This is a genomic window from Haloechinothrix alba (genome assembly GCF_900188115.1).
GTDB classification, from domain to species: Bacteria; Actinomycetota; Actinomycetes; order Mycobacteriales; family Pseudonocardiaceae; genus Haloechinothrix; species Haloechinothrix alba.
Genome location: NZ_FZNW01000026.1, coordinates 1 through 17,800 on the forward strand (window position 1 = coordinate 1; position 17,800 = coordinate 17,800).

The 17,800-nt window shown below is 69.4% G+C and carries 20 protein-coding genes; 16 read left to right on the forward strand and 4 right to left on the reverse strand.

Annotation, left to right across the window (positions count from 1 at the left end; genetic code table 11):
* The 3 genes from CHB84_RS23270 to CHB84_RS19790 form a co-directional block, all read left to right on the forward strand.
* The coding region (locus CHB84_RS23270) for a hypothetical protein (RefSeq protein ID WP_217898646.1) at positions 1-192 on the forward strand (192 nt) is incomplete at its 5' end.
* Between the two features lie 108 nt (positions 193-300).
* The gene (gene steA / locus CHB84_RS19785) at positions 301-1,485 is read left to right on the forward strand and encodes a putative cytokinetic ring protein SteA (protein ID WP_089303204.1); all 1,185 of its coding nucleotides are present in this window, start codon (positions 301-303) and stop codon (positions 1,483-1,485) included.
* Positions 1,482-2,429, forward strand: a complete 948-nt coding sequence (locus CHB84_RS19790; RefSeq protein WP_089303165.1) for a copper transporter — start codon at positions 1,482-1,484, stop codon at positions 2,427-2,429. The genes steA and CHB84_RS19790 overlap by 4 nt, the downstream gene beginning before the upstream one ends.
* Positions 2,430-2,444: 15 nt before the next feature.
* Here CHB84_RS19790 and aroA read toward each other — a convergent pair whose 3' ends face one another.
* A complete protein-coding gene (aroA, locus tag CHB84_RS19795) occupies positions 2,445-3,701 on the reverse strand; it encodes a 3-phosphoshikimate 1-carboxyvinyltransferase (RefSeq protein WP_217898647.1) in 1,257 nt (418 codons plus the stop codon).
* Between the two features lie 414 nt (positions 3,702-4,115).
* Here aroA and CHB84_RS19800 point away from each other — a divergent pair, with 414 nt between their 5' ends.
* The 8 genes from CHB84_RS19800 (at position 4,116) to CHB84_RS19835 (ending at position 11,606) form a co-directional block, all read left to right on the forward strand.
* Complete coding sequence (locus CHB84_RS19800) at positions 4,116-5,837, forward strand: CTP synthase (RefSeq protein WP_089303167.1); 1,722 nt, start codon at positions 4,116-4,118, stop codon at positions 5,835-5,837.
* Positions 5,830-6,468, forward strand: a complete 639-nt coding sequence (locus CHB84_RS19805) for an NUDIX domain-containing protein (RefSeq protein ID WP_089303168.1) — start codon at positions 5,830-5,832, stop codon at positions 6,466-6,468. Before CHB84_RS19800 ends, CHB84_RS19805 begins: the two co-directional genes overlap by 8 nt.
* 36 nt (positions 6,469-6,504) lie before the next feature.
* Entirely contained in the window at positions 6,505-7,515 is a 1,011-nt protein-coding gene (xerD, locus tag CHB84_RS19810) for a site-specific tyrosine recombinase XerD (RefSeq protein ID WP_089303169.1), read from the forward strand.
* Positions 7,516-7,666: 151 nt separating this feature from the next.
* The gene (locus CHB84_RS19815; protein ID WP_089303170.1) at positions 7,667-8,590 is read left to right on the forward strand and encodes a ParA family protein; all 924 of its coding nucleotides are present in this window, start codon (positions 7,667-7,669) and stop codon (positions 8,588-8,590) included.
* On the forward strand, positions 8,587-9,090 hold the full coding sequence (locus CHB84_RS19820; RefSeq protein WP_089303171.1) for a hypothetical protein: 504 nt from the start codon (positions 8,587-8,589) through the stop codon (positions 9,088-9,090). The genes CHB84_RS19815 and CHB84_RS19820 overlap by 4 nt, the downstream gene beginning before the upstream one ends.
* A 21-nt stretch (positions 9,091-9,111) precedes the next feature.
* Positions 9,112-9,963, forward strand: a complete 852-nt coding sequence (locus CHB84_RS19825; RefSeq protein WP_089303172.1) for a segregation and condensation protein A — start codon at positions 9,112-9,114, stop codon at positions 9,961-9,963.
* Positions 9,964-10,150: 187 nt separating this feature from the next.
* The gene (scpB, locus tag CHB84_RS19830) at positions 10,151-10,876 is read left to right on the forward strand and encodes an SMC-Scp complex subunit ScpB (protein WP_089303205.1); all 726 of its coding nucleotides are present in this window, start codon (positions 10,151-10,153) and stop codon (positions 10,874-10,876) included.
* Entirely contained in the window at positions 10,866-11,606 is a 741-nt protein-coding gene (locus CHB84_RS19835) for a pseudouridine synthase (protein ID WP_089303173.1), read from the forward strand. Before scpB ends, CHB84_RS19835 begins: the two co-directional genes overlap by 11 nt.
* A 32-nt stretch (positions 11,607-11,638) precedes the next feature.
* Here the strand turns inward: CHB84_RS19835 and CHB84_RS19840 are convergent, their stop codons facing one another.
* The gene (locus CHB84_RS19840) at positions 11,639-11,848 is read right to left on the reverse strand and encodes a hypothetical protein (protein ID WP_089303174.1); all 210 of its coding nucleotides are present in this window, start codon (positions 11,846-11,848) and stop codon (positions 11,639-11,641) included.
* Between the two features lie 141 nt (positions 11,849-11,989).
* Between CHB84_RS19840 and CHB84_RS19845 the strand changes: the two genes are divergently transcribed.
* Positions 11,990-12,841 (forward strand): helix-turn-helix domain-containing protein, encoded by an 852-nt coding sequence (locus CHB84_RS19845; RefSeq protein WP_089303175.1) that lies wholly within the window; start codon positions 11,990-11,992, stop codon positions 12,839-12,841.
* A 23-nt stretch (positions 12,842-12,864) separates the two neighbouring features.
* Positions 12,865-13,071, forward strand: coding sequence for a DUF397 domain-containing protein (locus tag CHB84_RS19850; RefSeq protein ID WP_089303176.1), 207 nt, complete (start codon positions 12,865-12,867; stop codon positions 13,069-13,071).
* Positions 13,072-13,077: 6 nt separating this feature from the next.
* Here CHB84_RS19850 and CHB84_RS19855 read toward each other — a convergent pair whose 3' ends face one another.
* Together CHB84_RS19855 and CHB84_RS19860 are read right to left on the reverse strand one after the other, a co-directional pair.
* Positions 13,078-14,286, reverse strand: a complete 1,209-nt coding sequence (locus CHB84_RS19855; RefSeq protein ID WP_089303177.1) for a cation:proton antiporter — start codon at positions 14,284-14,286, stop codon at positions 13,078-13,080.
* Between the two features lie 5 nt (positions 14,287-14,291).
* On the reverse strand, positions 14,292-14,774 hold the full coding sequence (locus tag CHB84_RS19860) for a cation:proton antiporter regulatory subunit (protein ID WP_089303206.1): 483 nt from the start codon (positions 14,772-14,774) through the stop codon (positions 14,292-14,294).
* A gap of 186 nt (positions 14,775-14,960) precedes the next feature.
* Between CHB84_RS19860 and cmk the strand changes: the two genes are divergently transcribed.
* Genes cmk through der form a run of 3 tightly spaced genes read left to right on the forward strand, consistent with a single transcriptional unit; the run spans position 14,961 to position 17,799 of the window.
* Positions 14,961-15,704, forward strand: a complete 744-nt coding sequence (gene cmk, locus CHB84_RS19865) for a (d)CMP kinase (protein ID WP_245818859.1) — start codon at positions 14,961-14,963, stop codon at positions 15,702-15,704.
* Positions 15,701-16,366: a lysophospholipid acyltransferase family protein gene (locus tag CHB84_RS19870; RefSeq protein ID WP_089303179.1), complete on the forward strand. Its 666-nt coding sequence runs from the start codon at positions 15,701-15,703 to the stop codon at positions 16,364-16,366. The genes cmk and CHB84_RS19870 overlap by 4 nt, the downstream gene beginning before the upstream one ends.
* A complete protein-coding gene (der, locus tag CHB84_RS19875) occupies positions 16,363-17,799 on the forward strand; it encodes a ribosome biogenesis GTPase Der (RefSeq protein WP_089303180.1) in 1,437 nt (478 codons plus the stop codon). The genes CHB84_RS19870 and der overlap by 4 nt, the downstream gene beginning before the upstream one ends.
* Position 17,800: the final 1 nt, after the last annotated feature.

Genomic DNA, 17,800 nt, shown 5'->3' on the forward strand with positions numbered 1-17,800 from the left:
ACGCCACCCGGCCACTCTACGACCCCATTTAGTGCGCAAATCAGCCCAGCAACCGAAACAAACCAGCAGGTCAACAGGTCGCACTCGTCAAGACCTGCCGAACGTGGCAAAAGTCAGGACAGCACCGAGACCGGCCGCGCGCACGCCGAGGAGCTGCTCAACGCCGCCGAGGCCGACAAGGAACACCGCTGACGACCGGGGTGCCGTTACCACGCACCCCGGCACGCGGCAAGAAGAAACCGGGAGACTCGACGGCGTGGCGTAGCCAGGTTGCTCCGGACGTTTGCCAGTATGCGGGTCATGAAGCTTAGCGGAGTGCTCTCCAGGAATACCGAGACGCTTCCCGGGGTGACGGGTGTGGCACGGGTGAACCGGCGCACCAGGGAGCTCTTCCGCCGGGTCGGCCGGGGCGACATCGTCGTGCTGGACCACGTCGACCTGGACAGGGCGACGGCGAACTCGCTGGTCAAGGCCGAGGTCGGTGGTGTGGTGAACGCGTCACCGTCCATTTCGGGCCGGTTCCCCAACCTGGGGCCCGAGATCCTGGTCGGGGCCGGCATTCCGCTGGTCGACGGGGCCGGTTCCGAGGTGCTGCACAGCATCAAGGACGGTAGCAAGGTCCGGCTGCACGAAGGAGTGCTTTACAGCGGCGAACGGGAGATCGCCAGGGGCACCGTGCAGACACCGGAAAGCGTCGCCGATCAGATGATCGAGGCGAAAGCGGGGATGACCTCGCAGCTGGAGGCGTTCTCGGCGAACACGATGGAGTTCCTCCGCCGGGAGCGCACGCTGATCCTCGACGGTGTGGGGGTTCCCGATCTCCGTGTCGCCATTCGGGACCGGCATGTTGTCGTCGTGGCCGCGGGGACCGGGCATCTGCGCGACCTCAAACGGCTCAAGAAGTACATCGGGGAGCACCGCCCTGTACTGGTCGGCGTGGACATGGGAGCGGACACGCTGCGCGAGCTGGGCTACACCCCGGACGTCATCGTGGGTGATCCCACCGGGATCACCTCGGATACGCTCAAGGGCGCAGGCGAGGTCGTGGTTCCCGCCCAGCCGGACGGCTACGCGCCAGGGGTGGAGCGGATTCAGGACCTGGGCATCGGCGCGGTCACGTTCCCCTCGTCGGCCAACCCCGAGGACCTCGCGTTGCTGCTCGCCGACTCGCACGGTGCGGGCCTCGTGGTGACCGTAGGCTTCCAGGCGACCCTGCAGGAGTTCCTCGACCAGGGACGGTCGGGGTCGAACCCGTCGACGTTCCTCACCCGGCTCAAGGTCGGCACCAAGCTCGTCGACGCCAAGGCCGTGGCGACACTGCATCACAGCAGGGTCTCGCTGGCGGCGGTGCTGCTGCTCGTGGCGGCCGCGTTGATCGCGGTGATCACCGCGCTGGCCGTCTCCGATGTCGGTGGGGTCTATGTGGACTGGGCATGGAACCAGTGGCAAGGGCTCCTCGAGTGGGGTAGGGGGTGGTTCCAGTGATCACCTTGCGCTACCACATCGTGTCCATCGCGGCGGCCTTCCTTGCCCTGGCCGTCGGGGTCGTGCTCGGTTCGACGACGTTGAGCGGCACGCTGCTGTCCGGGCTCGCCGACGACAACAGCGAGCTGGCCTCCCGGGTCTCGGAGCTGGAGACCGAACGCAACGCGTTGCAGGCACGACTGGCCGATGCGGACGGGTTCGCCAGCTCGGTCGGGCCGCGGGTCGTCTCGGACCGCCTCGACGAGCGTTCCGTGGTGCTGTTCACGACCGAGGAGGCCGACCCGACGGATCGGGACGCCATCGCCGACCTCATCGAGGACTCGGGGGCGCGCGTGACGGGCGAGGTGCGGCTGAGCGACGCGTTCGCCGACCCGGCCAAGTCGGACCGGCTCGTCGACATCGTGACCAGGCTGCAGCCCTCTGGCACGGAGCTGCCCACCTCGGGCGGCCCCGGCAGGCTGGCCGGTTCCTTGCTGGGGCAGACGCTGCTGCTGGACGCCGAGTCCGCTGACGAGCAGGCGAGCTCCGACGAGCAGGCGGCCGTGTTGCGGGGGCTCGCCGAGGGCGGGTTCGTCGAGGCGGACGAGGACGTCGAGCCCGCGCAGCTGGCCGTCGTGCTCACCGGAGGCGAGTCCGAAGGCGACGGTGCGGGAGACCGCGCGGCCACCGTCGCGCGGTTCGCCGTGGGGATGGACAAGTCCGGTGCAGGCACGGTACTCGCGGGCGCCGCGGGGTCGGCGAGTGGTAACGGCCCGGTCGGGGTCGTCCGCGCGGACAGCTCGGCCTCCGGCGTGCTGTCAACGGTGGACAACGCGCATACCGCGGCCGGCCGTGTGACGACTGTGCTGGCGCTACGCGAGCAACTCGAGGGGGAGGCCGGCCAGTACGGGATCGCGGGCAACGCCGGTGCACCCGCACCCGGTGCCGGATCCTCCGGGTCCTGAGGGCGCGAGAGACCCCTACGCGCCGAGCATTCCGGACCACGCCTCGACGAAACCGGGGAACGTCTTGCCGACGGTTGCCGGGTTCTCGACGGCGACTCCGGGGACCCGCAGGCCGATGAGTGCGGCGGCCATCACCAGGCGGTGATCGTCGTAGGTGTGGAATGTCCCGGAGCGCATCGGGGACGGGACGATGCGGAGCCCGTCCCCGGTCTCGGTGACGCGTCCACCCAGCCTGCTCAGCTCGGTGGCCAGGGCCGCCAACCTGTCCGTCTCGTGCCCGCGCAGGTGCGCGACACCGCGGATGGTCGAGGGTTCCGTCGCGAAGCACAGCATCGCCGCGACGACGGGCGTGAGCTCGCTGACATCGTGCAGGTCGAGCTCGGCTCCGGGGAGCACTCCGGAGCCGGTCGCCGTGACACCGCGCTCGTCGGTGGTCACCGACACACCCAGCTCGGTGAGCAGGCTACGCACCCAGTCGCCCGGCTGCGTGGTGCTGGCAGGCCAGTCCAGCACGCGCACCGAGCCGCCGGTGAGGGCGGCAGCCATGAGGAACGGTGCGGCGCTGGACAGGTCCGGCTCGACCGTGTAGTCCGGACAACCCAGCGTGGCGGGCGGTACGTGGAACTCGGTGCCGTCCCGCAGGGGCGCGGCACCGAAGGTGCGTAGGAGGTCGAGTGTCATCGCGATGTGTGGCCCGCTCGGCGGGGCCGACCCGACCAACCGTGCGGTGATGCCTTCCCTGAACGCCGGGCCGGCAAGCAGGAGCGCGGACAGGAACTGGCTCGATGCCGAGGCGTCCACGTCGACGACCCCGCCACGCACGCCTCCTGTGCCCCGCACGGTGAACGGCGGCGCCGGGTCGCCCCCGTCGTCGATGTCGACGCCGAGGTCGCGCAGCGCGCGAAGCACACCTGCCATCGGACGCCTGCGCAGGGCGGGATCGCCGTCGAACCGGACCGTTGCCGGGCCGAGCGCGGCGAGCGGGGGTGTGAACCGCGCCACCGTCCCGGAGTTGCCGAGCGCGATCTCGGCGGGGTCGGGGCACCGCCGAGACTCGAGGGGGTGGATGCGCACGGCCGTGTCGGTGTGCTCGCTGCGCGCGCCGAGCACGCCGAGCGCGTCGATCATGAGGCGCGCGTCCCTCGAGTCCAGCGGGTGCCGGACCAGGGTCGCTGTGGAGGCCAGCGCGGCGAGTACGTAGGCACGGTTGGTGATGGACTTCGACCCCGGCACCCGGACCGTGGCGTCGACGGGCCGTGCGGGAGTGGGCACGACCCAGTCGGCTCCGGGAGCCGGGGAGTGGGATCCGACCGTCGAGTTGCTCACTGCTGTGCCGTTTCTGCCGTCGCGGATGTCGCGGCGCGTGCCGGGCGGGTGTCCGGGCAGGGTTGTGTCCGGGTCCCGGCCGGGCCTCGGCCGGGACCGTGCCCGGCCGGCAGGCGCCACCGCTGCCGACGATACAACCGTGCGTACCGTCCCGCCCGGCCACGTCCCGGAGGTCACTGCTGGGCGGTTCGTGACCGCCTGCCGGGCGCGTGTGGCACGGGTGGGCCCGGTGTCGCGTGACCCGGTTTGCCACGAACAATCCCTGGTCACGCGGCCGGGTCCGCCGCAGGTGGGTACGGCGGGCGGCACGGTCGGCCTCCTCGCTGCGCGCGGGGACAGGCAGTGTTAGCGTAAAGGCCCGTGGGAAGTCAGCGTCGGGCGAACCGACAGGTCGCGGTAAAGTACGTATTCGTCACCGGTGGGGTCGCCTCGTCCCTCGGTAAGGGACTCACAGCGTCGAGCTTGGGGCAGCTGCTGACCGCACGTGGTCTGCGCGTCACCATGCAGAAGCTCGATCCCTACCTCAACGTCGACCCTGGCACGATGAACCCGTTCCAGCACGGGGAGGTCTTCGTGACCGAGGACGGCGCGGAGACCGATCTGGATATCGGGCACTACGAGCGGTTCCTGGACAGGGACCTGACCGGGCGGGCCAACGTGACGACCGGTCAGGTGTACTCGCAGGTCATCGCCAAGGAACGGCGTGGTGAGTACCTCGGGGACACGGTCCAGGTCATCCCGCACATCACCGACGAGATCAAGTCACGCATCCTCGCGCTCGGCGAGTCGGACGGAACCGGCCAGCGACCGGATGTGGTCATCACCGAGGTCGGCGGGACGGTCGGGGACATCGAGTCGTTGCCGTTCCTCGAGGCGTGCCGCCAGACCCGGCACGATGTGGGACGGGACAACTGCTTCTTCCTGCACGTCTCGCTCGTGCCGTATCTCGCCCCGTCCGGTGAGCTCAAGACGAAGCCCACCCAGCATTCCGTCGCCGCACTGCGCAACATCGGTATCCAGCCGGACGCGCTGGTGTGCCGTGCCGACCGCGAGCTCGCCGAGGACCTCAAGAACAAGATCGGCCTGATGTGTGACGTGGAGGACGAGGCCGTCATCACATGCCCGGACGCGCCGTCCATCTACGACATCCCGAAGGTCCTGCACGCCGAGGCGCTGGATGCGTATGTGGTGCGCAGGCTGGGGCTGCCGTTCCGGGACGTCGACTGGACGGTCTGGGGTGACCTGCTCAACCGGGTGCACCGTCCCCGGGAGACGGTGCGGGTGGCGCTGGTCGGCAAGTACGTGGACCTGCCGGACGCGTACCTGTCCGTGACCGAGGCCCTGCGTGCCGGTGGTTTCGCCAATCACGCGAAAGTGGAGATCAAATGGGTGCCCTCGGACGACGTCGCGACCGAGGAGGGTGCCGCGGCGACCCTGTCGGACGTGCACGGCGTCCTCGTTCCGGGAGGCTTCGGTGTGCGCGGGATCGAGGGCAAGATCGGTGCCGTCCGCTTCGCGCGGCAGCGCAACATCCCCGTTCTCGGGTTGTGCCTCGGGCTGCAGTGCATGGTCATCGACGTCGCCCGTAACCTCGCCGGCCTGACCGGGGCCCATTCGGCCGAGTTCGAGGCCGATTCCCGTGATCCGGTCATCTCCACCATGGTCGAGCAGAAGGATGTCGTCGCCGGGGAACGCGATATGGGTGGGACGATGCGTCTTGGTGCCTACCCGGCGAGGCTGGTCGAGGGAACCCAGGTCGCGAAGGCGTACGGCAGGACGGACATCTCGGAGCGGCACCGGCACCGCTACGAGGTCAACAACGACTACCGGGATCGGCTCGGCAAGGCAGGATTGCTCTTCTCCGGGCTGTCCCCGGAGGGCAAGCTGGTCGAGTTCGTGGAGCTGCCGAGCGACGTGCACCCGTTCTACGTGGGCACGCAGGCGCACCCGGAGCTCAAGAGCAGACCGACCCGGCCGCACCCGCTGTTCGACGCCTTCATCAAGGCCGTTGTGGACTACAGCGTGGCCGACCGCCTTCCTGTCGAGCTCCCGGCACCGGTCGACGTGGTCGACGATGAGTGAGCGCGCCGAGCCCGGCTCGCACGAGTTCGGTGTGGTGTCCAGTGAGGACGTCTACCTGGGTCACGTGCTGGGGCTGCGCATCGACGAGGTCGTGATGCCCGGTGGGGCGGTGGCGCACCGGGAGGTCGTCGAGCACCTCGGCGCGGTGTCGATCGCTGCCGTCGACGAGGACCACCAGGTCACCCTCATCCACCAGTACCGGCACCCGTTCGGCAGGCGCCTGTGGGAGCTGCCTGCCGGCCTGCTCGACACGGCGGGCGAGGACCCGGTCGACACGGCTCGGCGGGAGCTGGTGGAAGAGGCGGGGCTCACCGCGCAGCGCTGGGACACGCTTGTGGACACGGCGGCATCGGCGGGCTTCACCGACGAGGTGGTCCGCGTTTTCCTCGCCAGGCAACTGTCCGTTGTCGACCGTGACGTGCTCGACGGCGAGGAGGCGGACCTCGTGGTGAGTCGGGTTCCGCTCGACGAGGCCGTGCGGATGGCGCTCGGTGGTGAGCTGATCAACGGAGCGACGGTGAGCGGGGTGCTGGCGGCGCACGCGGTACTGTCCGGCGCCGCGGACGCGCGACCTGCCGATGCCGAGTGGCGGGATCGGCCGGTGCGGTTCGCGCGCCGGCATCGTGGCTGAGCGACACGGGCCCGCCGGTGGCCTAGGCTGAAGGCTGTGGCACGCAGGCAGCTCGGGCACGTCATCGACGTGTACCTGAACCACCTCGCCGTCGAACGGGGGACCGCGCGCAACACGCTGGATAGTTACGCTCGTGACCTGCGGCGGTACCGTGCCTTCCTGGAAGCTCGGCAGCGAACCGATGTCGCCGACGTCTCCGACGGTGATGTGCGCGAGTTCGTCCTGGCGATGCGCGAGGGCACGGCCGAGCATCCGGCCCTGGCGGAGTCGTCTGTGGCGCGCACGCTCGTGGCAGTGCGGGGGCTGCACCGCTTCGCCGTCCGCGAGGGCCTCGTGGAACACGATGTGGCCAGGGACGTGCGGCCCCCGCGTAACGCGAGACGTCTTCCCAAGGCCCTGCCGGTCTCCGATGTGCTGCGCCTGCTGGACATGCCCCCCATCGAGGGAGATCGGGCGCTGCGGGACCGCGCGTTGCTGGAGCTGCTGTACTCGACGGGCGCGCGCATCTCCGAGGCCATCGGGCTCGACCTCGACGACATCGACGACCAGCAGCGCACCATCGTGCTGGACGGCAAGGGCGGCAAGCAACGGATCGTACCGATCGGCAGGCCGGCACTCGACGCGCTGGAGGCCTATCTCGTGCGTGCCCGGCCCGCACTGGCGACCCGTGGCAGGGGCACGTCGGCGGTGTTCCTCAATGCCCGCGGCGGGCGCCTGTCCAGGCAGGGAGCGTGGCAGGTGCTCAAGGTGAACGCGGAACGCGCCGGGTTGTCCGGGGCGGTGTCACCGCACACGCTCCGGCACTCCTTCGCCACCCACCTGCTCGAAGGGGGTGCGGACGTGCGTGTGGTGCAGGAACTGCTCGGTCACTCGTCCGTGGCGACGACCCAGGTCTATACCCTGGTGACGGTGAACACACTTCGTGAGGTGTACGCGACCGCGCATCCGCGGGCCCGCGAGGCCCGTTCACAAGCCCCTGGACGGGAGTCGCCGACGGGCGGCCCGCGACCGCCGGCTGACGGTGACGGGCCGCACCGGGGACCGTGATCAAGATGACCGGGCCGACCGCCGATGACGGCACGGCACGGACGCCTGTGAGGTGGCATCATCTCGCGCCGGCTCGGCGAGCCCAATTGCTGTCGGTCAACCTCCGCGCATAAGCTGCCGTCGAACACGCTGACCAAGGAGCTATCCCGTCATGTCGACTTCCCACTCGCAGCAGGTCTCACCTGCCACGGAGCCCGCGGGCGAGACGGCGGTTTCGCGGCAGGAGCAGGCCGCGGACAACGGCACGCCACTGGGTCCGACAGGGAGGCCGAAGCGGGATATCCCGCCACCTCCCGAGCTCGACAAGCACGGTCCGGCTCGGGTGCTGGCCATGTGCAACCAGAAGGGCGGCGTCGGCAAGACGACGTCGACGATCAATCTCGGGGCGGCGCTTGCCGAGTACGGACGGAAGGTGCTGCTTGTGGACTTCGATCCGCAAGGCGCGCTGTCCGTCGGGCTCGGGGTGCAGCCGCACGAGCTCGAGCAGACGGTCTACAACGCGATCATGGAACGCTCGCTGGACACCCGTGATCTGGTGCATTCCACGGTCATCGACGGGATGGACCTGCTGCCGAGCAACATCGACCTGTCCGCGGCCGAGGTCCAGCTGGTCGCCGAGGTCGGGCGGGAGCACACCCTGATGCGGGTGGTGCGGCCGATGATCGCCGACTACGATTTCGTGCTCGTCGATTGCCAGCCCTCGCTGGGGCTGCTGACGGTGAACGCGCTGACCGCGTCGCACGGTGTGATCATTCCGTTGGAGTGCGAGTTCTTCAGTCTGCGTGGTGTGGCATTGTTGATGGACACCATCGAGAAGGTCAAGGAACGGTTGAACCCGGATCTGGACATCACGGGCATCCTTGCCACAATGTTCGATCCCCGCACCTTGCATTCCAAGGAGGTTATGGCGCGCGTGGTGGAAGCGTTCGGTGAAACCGTGTTCGACACCGTTATCAATCGCACGGTGCGTTTCGCGGAGACGACGGTGGCAGGCGAGCCGATCACGAAGTGGTCGCCGAAGTCCAACGGTGCGCACGCGTACCGGCAGCTCGCTCGTGAGGTGATCCGTCGGTGACGAAACGAGCATCACTGCCGGGCGCCTCGGAGCTGTTCTTCCGCAGTACCTCCGCCCCGGCGGCCCAGCCTGAGCCGGGCACGGAGCAGTCGGCGCCCGAGATGGGTGACGCCGCGTCCGCGTCGTCCGGCACTGGAGCCGCCTCCGGGACCGCGTCTGGGTCCGCCTCTGGGGCCCGGGACTCCGGCGAGTCCGGTTCCACCACGGGTGCCGGGGAGAACGGCAAGCGTGGCGCGGGGGTCTCCGCGGGCGGTGCGCGGCGCGGTTCCCCACGCACCAAGCACGACACCAAGATCACCGTTTACATCTCGCAGGACGAGCTGCTGGCGTTGGAGCACGCCCGGTTGGAGCTGCGCGGAAAGTACGACCTCGCGGTGGACCGCGGTAGGGTGGTACGTGAGGCGGTCGCTGTACTCCTGTCGGACTTCGAGGAGCGGGGCGATTCGTCTGTGCTTGTTCAACGGCTCAGTGCCGAGGACGAGTCCGAAGGTCAGTCCTGATCGCGCTGACATGGTTGTGTCATGGATGAGGTAGCCGAGGCCACCTCGGACGACGCGAACCCGGCTGAGACGAGCTCCACCCGGTTCCAGGTACGCCTGGACAACTTCGAGGGGCCTTTCGACCTACTGCTGCAGTTGATCTCGCAGCATCAGCTGGATCTGACCGAGGTCGCGCTGCATCGGGTGACGGACGACTTCATCGCCTACACCCGCGCGCTCGAAGCCGAGTCGAAGCTCGATGAGACGACCGAGTTCCTGGTCATCGCCGCGACGTTGCTGGATCTGAAGGCAGCTCGGTTGCTGCCGTCCGCGGAGGTGGAGAACGAGGACGACCTGGCCCTGCTCGAGGTGCGCGACCTGCTGTTCGCGCGCGTCCTGCAGTATCGGGCGTACAAGCAGGTCGCGGAGATGTTCCGGGAGCTGGAGGCCGGGGCGTTGCGTCGCTACCCGCGCTCGGTGGCGATGGAGGAGCGCTATGTAGGGTTGTTACCCGAGGTGATGCTCGGCGTCGATCCGCAACGGTTCGCCGAGATCGCGGCGAGTGCGTTCCGTCCGAAGCCGCCACCGACGGTGTCGCTGGACCATCTCCATACCATCACGGTCTCGGTCCGCGAGCACGCGGCGACGCTGCGGATCCGGTTGGCGGAGGCGGGTTCGGCCAGTTTCGGTCAGCTCGTCTCCGACTGCCAGCACACCGTTGAGGTCGTCGCCCGGTTCCTCGCGCTGCTGGACCTGTATCGCGAGGCGAGCGTGGAGTTCACACAGGACTCCCCATTGGGTGAGCTGACCGTGCAATGGGCGGGCGGTTCGCTCGAGGAGGCTCAGGCCGCGGCCGAGTCGGATCGCTCGCGCCCGGACGACGAGTACGGCTGATGACGGGGGAGCGGCGATGACTGGCTCTGCTGATGACGGGGGAGCGGCGATGACTGGCCCAGCTGATGACGCGGAGACGACGATGGAGAGTACCTCGGAGTCGGACGGCACGCGCGCGGCGTGGGCCGGCTCCGCTGATGACGTGGCAGGGGCGTGGGCTGGCTCCGCTGATGATGGGGGAGCGGCGATGACTGGCCCAGCTGACAACGCCGATGCGGCGTCGGCAGGCTCCACCGATGCCGAGGGCACTGACGCGTCGGTGCCCGGATCCGCTGCTGATGCAGGCGATGAGGAGTCCGGGGCGGAGCCGTCGCCGGAGAGCGGCGAGCCGGACCCCGCTGCGACGGCGGAGGAACGCTCGACGGTGGACGTCAGCTCCGACGAGGCACTCATCGCGGCATTGGAGGCCATGTTGCTTGTGGTGGACTCGCCGGTCACCGAGGAGACGTTGGCCAACTCGGTCGATCAGCCGGTGGAGCGGGTCACCGAGATGCTTCGCACCATGGCCGAGGATCTGCGGGACCGCAGCAGCGGCATCGACCTGCGGCGGGTCGCGGAGGGGTGGCGGTTCTACACACGCGACCTGTACGCCCCGTTCGTCGAGCAGCTGCTGTTGGACGGGCAGCGGTCGAAGCTGACCCGCGCGGCCTTGGAGACCCTGGCCGTGATCGCCTACCGGCAGCCGGTGTCGCGTGCGCGGGTCGCTGCCGTGCGGGGTGTCAACGTCGACGGGGTGATCAGGTCGCTGCTGGCGAGGGGGCTGATCGAGGAGTCGGGTGCCGACGAGGAGACCGGTGGCACCCTGTATGTCACGACCGAGCTGTTCCTCGAGCGCCTCGGCCTGTCCTCCCTCGGCGAGCTTCCGCCGATCGCCCCGCTACTTCCCGAGGTGGACACGGTCGATGACTTCTGAGGACGAGCGGTCGATCCGCCTGCAGAAGGTGCTGTCCCGGGCGGGGGTGGCTTCGCGGCGGGCCGCGGAGGATCTCATCGTGCAGGGCAGGGTGCGGGTCGACGGGTCGGTGGTCCGCGAGCTGGGCACCCGTGTCGACCCGGACAGCGCGGTCATCCACGTGGACGATACGCGCGTCGTGGTGCGTGCCGACATGGTCTATCTCGCGCTCAACAAGCCGAGAGGCATGCACACGACGATGGTCGACGAGCGGGGCAGACCGTGCGTGGGGGACCTGGTCGCCGGGCGTGCCGAGCGGCTGTTCCACGTAGGCAGGCTCGACGCCGACACCGAGGGTCTGCTGCTGCTGACCAATGACGGGGAGCTCGCCCACCGGCTGATGCACCCGTCGTACGAGGTGTTCAAGACCTATCTGGTCGAGGTCGAGGGCTCCGTTCCGCGCAAGCTGTGCAACCAGCTGCTCGCGGGGGTACAGCTCGAGGACGGGCCGGTGAAGCCGGACCGCTGCCGCGTCGTCGACACGTTGCCGGGGCGCACGTTGGTCGAGGTCGTGTTGCACGAGGGACGCAAACGCATCGTGCGCAGGATGTTCGCCGAGGTGGGCCATCCCGTGGTGCGGTTGGTGCGCACCGCGTTCGGCTCGGTGCAGCTCGGCGACACCAAACCGGGTGAGCTGCGCGAGCTGACGCGGGACGAGCAGGGCGCGCTGTTCCGGACGGTCGAGCTGTAGGGCCGGTATGCGCGCACGGCGCCGGGCTCACCTCAGGTGTGCCACGTCTTCTCGCGCATCGCGGTGAGCGCTTCCGCGCTGATGTCCGCGAGCCTGCGCAGACCCTGCTCGGTCACGAACAGCTCGAACCCGTCCCTGCCGCCGAACCGGAACTCGACCTCGTCCCGGCACACCACGTACTCGATCGGGCAGTCGCCGTCGATCGCTGCCCACGCTCCTACCGATGCCTCGGAGCCGTTCATCGGAGCCTCCCCACGACCTCGTACGGCGGCGTAACGCGTCGCCGTAGGCTGCTACGGTTCGTGCGCGATGTGGTCAACCGCACACGGACAGTGTAGGATGCGGACAATAATTTTGCACGCATCTGAAAGGGTGAATCCGTGATGGCGATCGGACAGCGCCGCACTGCCGAGCGCATCCAGGTCGGCGCGACATTGAAGCGTATGCGCATCGAAGCCGACGTCAGCGGGGAGGACGCGGCGGAGACTCTGGGGTGCACGGTGACCACCATCGGCAACATCGAGCAGGGCCGCACGAAGGTCAGCCACGGCGACCTCACCGCGTTGCTCGAGCTGTACGGCGCTCCCGAGGACCAGGTGGATGACCTGGTCCAGGTCAACCGGGAGGCTCACCGGGCTGTCACCCGCGTGCGGGGCGGCGGTGAGATCCAGCCCCACCAGCGCCGGGCCGCCGACCTCATCCGGGGTTCCCACGCCATCAGCTTCTACAGCCCGGAGCTGTTCCACGGCCTGCTGCAGTCCGAGCCGTATGCTCGCGCCGTCCTGGCGCCCACCGGCCACCTCACCGGCGTACAGGAGACCCGGCTGCGGTTCCGGCTGGACCAGGCCGAGGTACTCACCCGCGAACCGGACCCGCTGCAGCTGTGGGCGGTGGTCGGCGAGGCCGCGCTGCGCAAGAACATCGGCGGCGTCGAGGTGATGCGCGGGCAGCTGCGCCACGTGGTGCGGCTGTGCCGGGAGTTGCCCAACGTCACCGTGCAGGTGCTGCCGCTCGGTACCAGGGAGCACTACCTCATCGGCGCGACGGTATCGATCTACCGGCTGGACGAGGGCATTCCCCAGATCGCCAGCGTGGACACCACGCTGGGCGACCAGTTCTTCGAGCGCGATGCTGCGGTGTCCGAGGCGCTCTCGAACTTCGACGACGTGCGCACCAAGGCGCTCGACCCGCTCACGAGCGTGGATATGATGGAGGAGTTAGCCGACTCCCTGTAGCCGCACGTGAAGCGAGCCCCGCGATGTCCCTGCAGCGCCACCAGTGGATCAAGCATTCTCACAACGGCAGCAGTTGCGTGGAGGTCATGCTGACCGACACCGAGGTGCTGGTCCGCAACTCCAACCGTCCCGAGGCGGGCACGTTGTCGTTCACCTTCGCCGAGTGGGCCTCGCACACCGAGGGGCACAAGCTCGGCGTCTTCGACCTGCCCGAGGGCACCGCCTCCTGAGACCCGCTACGGTGTGGCCTGCGGCGCCGGGGACCGCCGGGCCTTGCGCACGACGGGTTCGACGAGCCGCGCGGCGATCGGACCGAAACCGGCCATGAGGAGTACGTAGGTGGCCGCCAGCGCGGCGAGCTGGCTGTCACCGGCTCCGGGGGAGCTGTCGCCGACGCCTGCCGCGACGGCGAGCCCGGCGATGATGATCGAGAACTCGCCGCGCGCGATCAGCCCGGCAGCGGCACGCGCGCGTCCCACCGTGCCGATCCCGCTGCGCTTGGCTGCCCACCAGCCGGTGTAGGCCTTGGTCAGCGTGGTGACTGCCGCCAGCGCCAGGGCCCAGAGCAGCACCGGTGGGATGTCGCGGGGGTCGGTGGTGAGCCCGAACAGCACGAAGAAGGCGGCGGCGAACAGGTCCCGCAGTGGTTCGAGGAGCCTCGCCGCGCTGTGCGCCGCCGGACCCGCTATCGCGATGCCGAGCAGGAACGCGCCGACGGCGGCCGAGATGTGCATGGACTCGGCGACACCGGCGACGAGCAGAGCCGCGCCCAGCAGCTTGAGCAGGAAGATCTCCTTGTTCTCGCTGTAGAGCACGGCCGAGACGTACCGGCCGTACCGCGCGGCGACCACAAGGACCAGCGTCACGACCAGCAGCGAGACCCCGATCGTCGTGGCCCCGGCGAGTAGCGCGGTGCCGCCGAGTACCGCGGTCAGGACCGGCAGGTACGCGGCCATGACCAGGTCCTCGAAGACGAGCAGGGACAGGATCACCGGTGTCTCCCGGTTACCGATGCGGCCGAGGTCGTTCAGGATCTTGGCGATCACGCCGGAGGACGAGATGTAGGTGACCCCGCCCATGGCGAGTGCGCCGACCCAGCCCCAGCCCATCAGCAGGGCGACGGCGGCGCCAGGGGTGGCGTTGAGCACGATGTCCAGCACGCCTGCGACCCAGCTCCTGCGCAGGCCGGTGAACAGCTCGTTGGCGGTGTACTCCAGGCCGAGCATCAGCAGGAGCAGCACGACACCGATCTCGGCGGCGATGTCGGTGAACTCGTCGATGCCGCCGAGCTGGACGAGCCCGCCGTCGCCGAAGGCGAGTCCCCCGAGCAGGTAAAAGGGGATGGGTGACATGCCGATCTTCTGGGCCAGTCGCCCGAGGAGCCCCAGTCCGAAGAAGACCGCGCCCAGCTCGACAAGCACGAGAGCCGTGTGCTCGGCATTCACGTGGCTCAGCCCTTCGCGAGGATCCTGGCGGCCGTGTCCAGGCCGTCCTTGGTGCCGACCGCGACGAGCATGTCTCCCCCGGTGAGCGTGAAGCCGGGCTCGGGCGCGGGTTGGATCTGCCCGGCGCGCATCACCGCCACGACCGACACTCTCGACCGGCTGCGCAGCTCGGTCTCGCCGAGCGTGCGACCGTCGAACGGCGACCCCTCGGTGACCGGCAGCTGCCGGGTGTTGATGCCGGGGAGGTCCTTGTGCTCCTCGCTGAGCTGGGCGACGAGCTGTGGGGTGCCGAGGAGGTTTCCGAGGGTGGCTGCCTCGTCGGCGGTCAGAGCCAGGCTGGCCACTGTGGTGTCGGGATCATCGGCCTCGGATACGATCAGCTCCAGGTTGCCGTCCCGGTGGCTGATGACGCCCACGCGCCGACCGCCACGGATCGCGAAGTCCTTGCGTACACCGATGCCGGGTAACGGGGTCACGTCTACGTTCACGTGGCTACCGTAACGCAGGGTGCCGTCGCGGACCCGGTGGTCGTGCGGTCCCGCCGAGTGATGTCGCCGTCCCGCGACGCCGCCCGGCCGGTGACGCAGCCTGCCGGGCACAATGGTTCGTCGGGTCGCGTGTCACCGGGCACGTGCGCGGAGCAGGGAACACGAACCGACAGCGAGGAGAGACTGGTGCTGGGAGTGCTGCGTGGGGTCGTCGCCCTGGACGGGCCGTCGGGTACGGGTAAGACGACCGTCGCGCGTAAGCTCGCCGAACGGCTCGACGCCGGCTATCTCGACACGGGTGCGATGTACCGCGCTGTCACGCTGGCCGCGCTGCGGGCGGGGGTGGACGTCGGCGACCCCGATGCGGTCATCGCGGTGGCGGAGAGTGCCGACCTGGGCGTCGGCACGGATCCGGACCAGCCCGTCGTGGTACTCGACGAGGAGGATGTCGGTGAGCAGATCCGCGGCGCGGAGGTGACCTCGGCGGTCTCGGCTGTCGCCGCCGTTCCGCACGTTCGCGAGATGCTGGTGGAGGTCCAGCGCGCGATCATCGACGACGTGGTCGACGAGCTGGGCGGCATCGTGGTGGAGGGACGCGATATCGGCACGGTCGTCGCGCCGGATGCCGCGCTGAAGGTGTACCTGACCGCCTCGGCCGAGGTACGCGCCGGGCGGCGGAGCGCGCAGGACACCGCATCGGGCAGGCAGGCCGATGTCGAGGACGTGCAGGCCGCCGTGGAGCGCCGGGACAGCCTGGATGCCGGCAGGGCAGCGGACCCGATGCGCCCCGCGGCCGACGCCGAGGAACTGGACACCAGTGACCTCGAGCTCGAGCAGGTGATCGCGGCGCTGGTGGAGCTGGCAGCGGCACGAGATATGCTGGTGGAGTCCGAGGTTGACGCGAACTCGGAGAGCGGAGCGGCGCCATGAGCACGGGGCTGCCGAGCTACGCGTGGCCACGCTTGCACGATCTGGCGCGGTTCCTGGCACGGTGGGTTTACCGTCCGGCGTTCCGGATCAGGGTCCACGGGATGTCGCGTGTGCCCCGGACCGGTCCGGTCGTGGTGATCGCCAACCACAGCTCCATGATCGAGCCTCAGCTGATCTTCGGGTTGCTGCCCCGCAGGTCGGTCTTCCTCGTCAAGCAGCAGCTCTATCACGGGCTGTTGGGGTGGTCGTTGCACCGGATCGGGCAGCTCCCGGTGCGTAGGGGCGAGCCCGACAGCGGGCCGCTGCTCGAGGCCCGGAACGTGCTGCGCACAGGCGGAGTGCTCGGGGTGTTCCCTGAGGGTTCGCGGGGCGACGGTGACGTGCAGAACGCCGAGCTGGGTGCCGCGTGGCTGGTGCGTACCTGCTCGGCCACGGTCGTGCCCGTCGCGGTGCGTGGCACCAGGCCGCCGGACGACGGCAGGCGGCGGCTGCTGCCCCGGGTGGACATCCTGGTCGGGGAGCCGTTCTCGCCTGCGGTAGGGCGTGGCAGAACCGGACTGGTCGAGGCGACCGAACAGCTGCGTGTACGCCTGGCTGACACCGTGGGCGCCCTGGACGAATGGCGCGTCGCACAAGGCATGGAACGGAATGAAGGCCGATGAGCGAAGTTGACGACACGTGGACCGGTGAGGTCGACGGCACGTGGTCCGACGAGTCGGAGCTCACCGAGCTCGACGTGGAGGGCGAGGAGGACCCGGAGGTCGTCACGGGCGGCCAACCTGTACTCGCGGTCGTCGGGCGCCCGAACGTGGGCAAGTCCACGCTGGTGAACCGCATCCTGCGCAGGCGCGCTGCCGTCGTGCAGGACACGCCCGGCGTCACCAGGGACCGCGTGGCCTATGACGCGGAGTGGGCCGGGCGGCGTTTCGCGCTCGTGGACACCGGTGGTTGGGAGCCGAACTCGTCCGGGCTGCGCGCAGCGGTCTCTGCGCAGGCCGAGATGGCGATGTCGACGGCGGACGCAGTGCTGCTCGTGGTGGATGCCACCGTCGGTGCCACGGAGACGGATGAGGCCGCGGCGCGGGTGTTGCGGCGCTCGAAGCGCCCGGTGCTGCTGGCCGCGAACAAGGTCGACGACGAGCGGCTCGTCGCCGACACCGCCGCGTTGTGGTCACTCGGTCTGGGTGAGCCGTACCCGGTCAGCGCGTTGCACGGCCGCAACTCGGGGGACCTGCTGGACGCGGTCGTGCGTACCTTGCCGGACTCCCCGGGCGAGGCGGGCACCGTGGCCGGGCCCCGCAGGGTGGCACTGATCGGCAAGCCGAACGTCGGCAAGTCGAGCCTGCTCAACAAGATCGCGGGAGAGGACCGGTCGGTGGTGCACGAGTCCGCAGGCACCACGGTGGATCCGGTGGACTCGCTCGTGGAGCTGGACGGGCAGACCTGGCGGTTCGTGGACACGGCGGGAATCCGACGCCGCGTGCAGCTGGCGAGCGGGACCGAGTACTACGCCTCGTTGCGTACCAAGGCGGCGATCGAGTCGTCCGAGGTGGTCATCGTGCTCGTCGACGCGAGCGAGCCGCTCAGCGAGCAGGACCTGCGGGTGCTGACCATGGTTGTGGAGTCGGGCCGGGCGTGCGTGCTGGTGCTGAACAAGTGGGACCTGGTCGACCACGAGCGCCGGTACGAGCTCGAACGCGAGCTCGACAGGGGGCTGGTCCGTATCCGCTGGGCGGAGCGCGTCAACGTGTCGGCCCGCACCGGTAGGGCGGTGCGCAAGCTCGCCCCCGCGATGCGGACGGCGCTGGAGTCCTGGGACAAACGCATCCCGACCGGCCAGCTGAACAGCTGGTTGTCGGAGGTGATCGCGGCGACCCCGCCGCCGGTTCGTGGCGGGAAGCAGCCGAAGGTGCTGTTCGCGACGCAGGCCCGCGTGCGCCCGCCGACGGTGGTGCTGTTCAGCACCGGCTTCCTGGAAGCCGGCTACCGTCGCTTCCTGGAGCGCAGGCTGCGTGAACGGTTCGGCTTCCCCGGCAGCCCGGTACGGATCAACGTGCGCGTCCGGCAGAAGAAGCAGCAGAAGAAGAAGCGTTGAC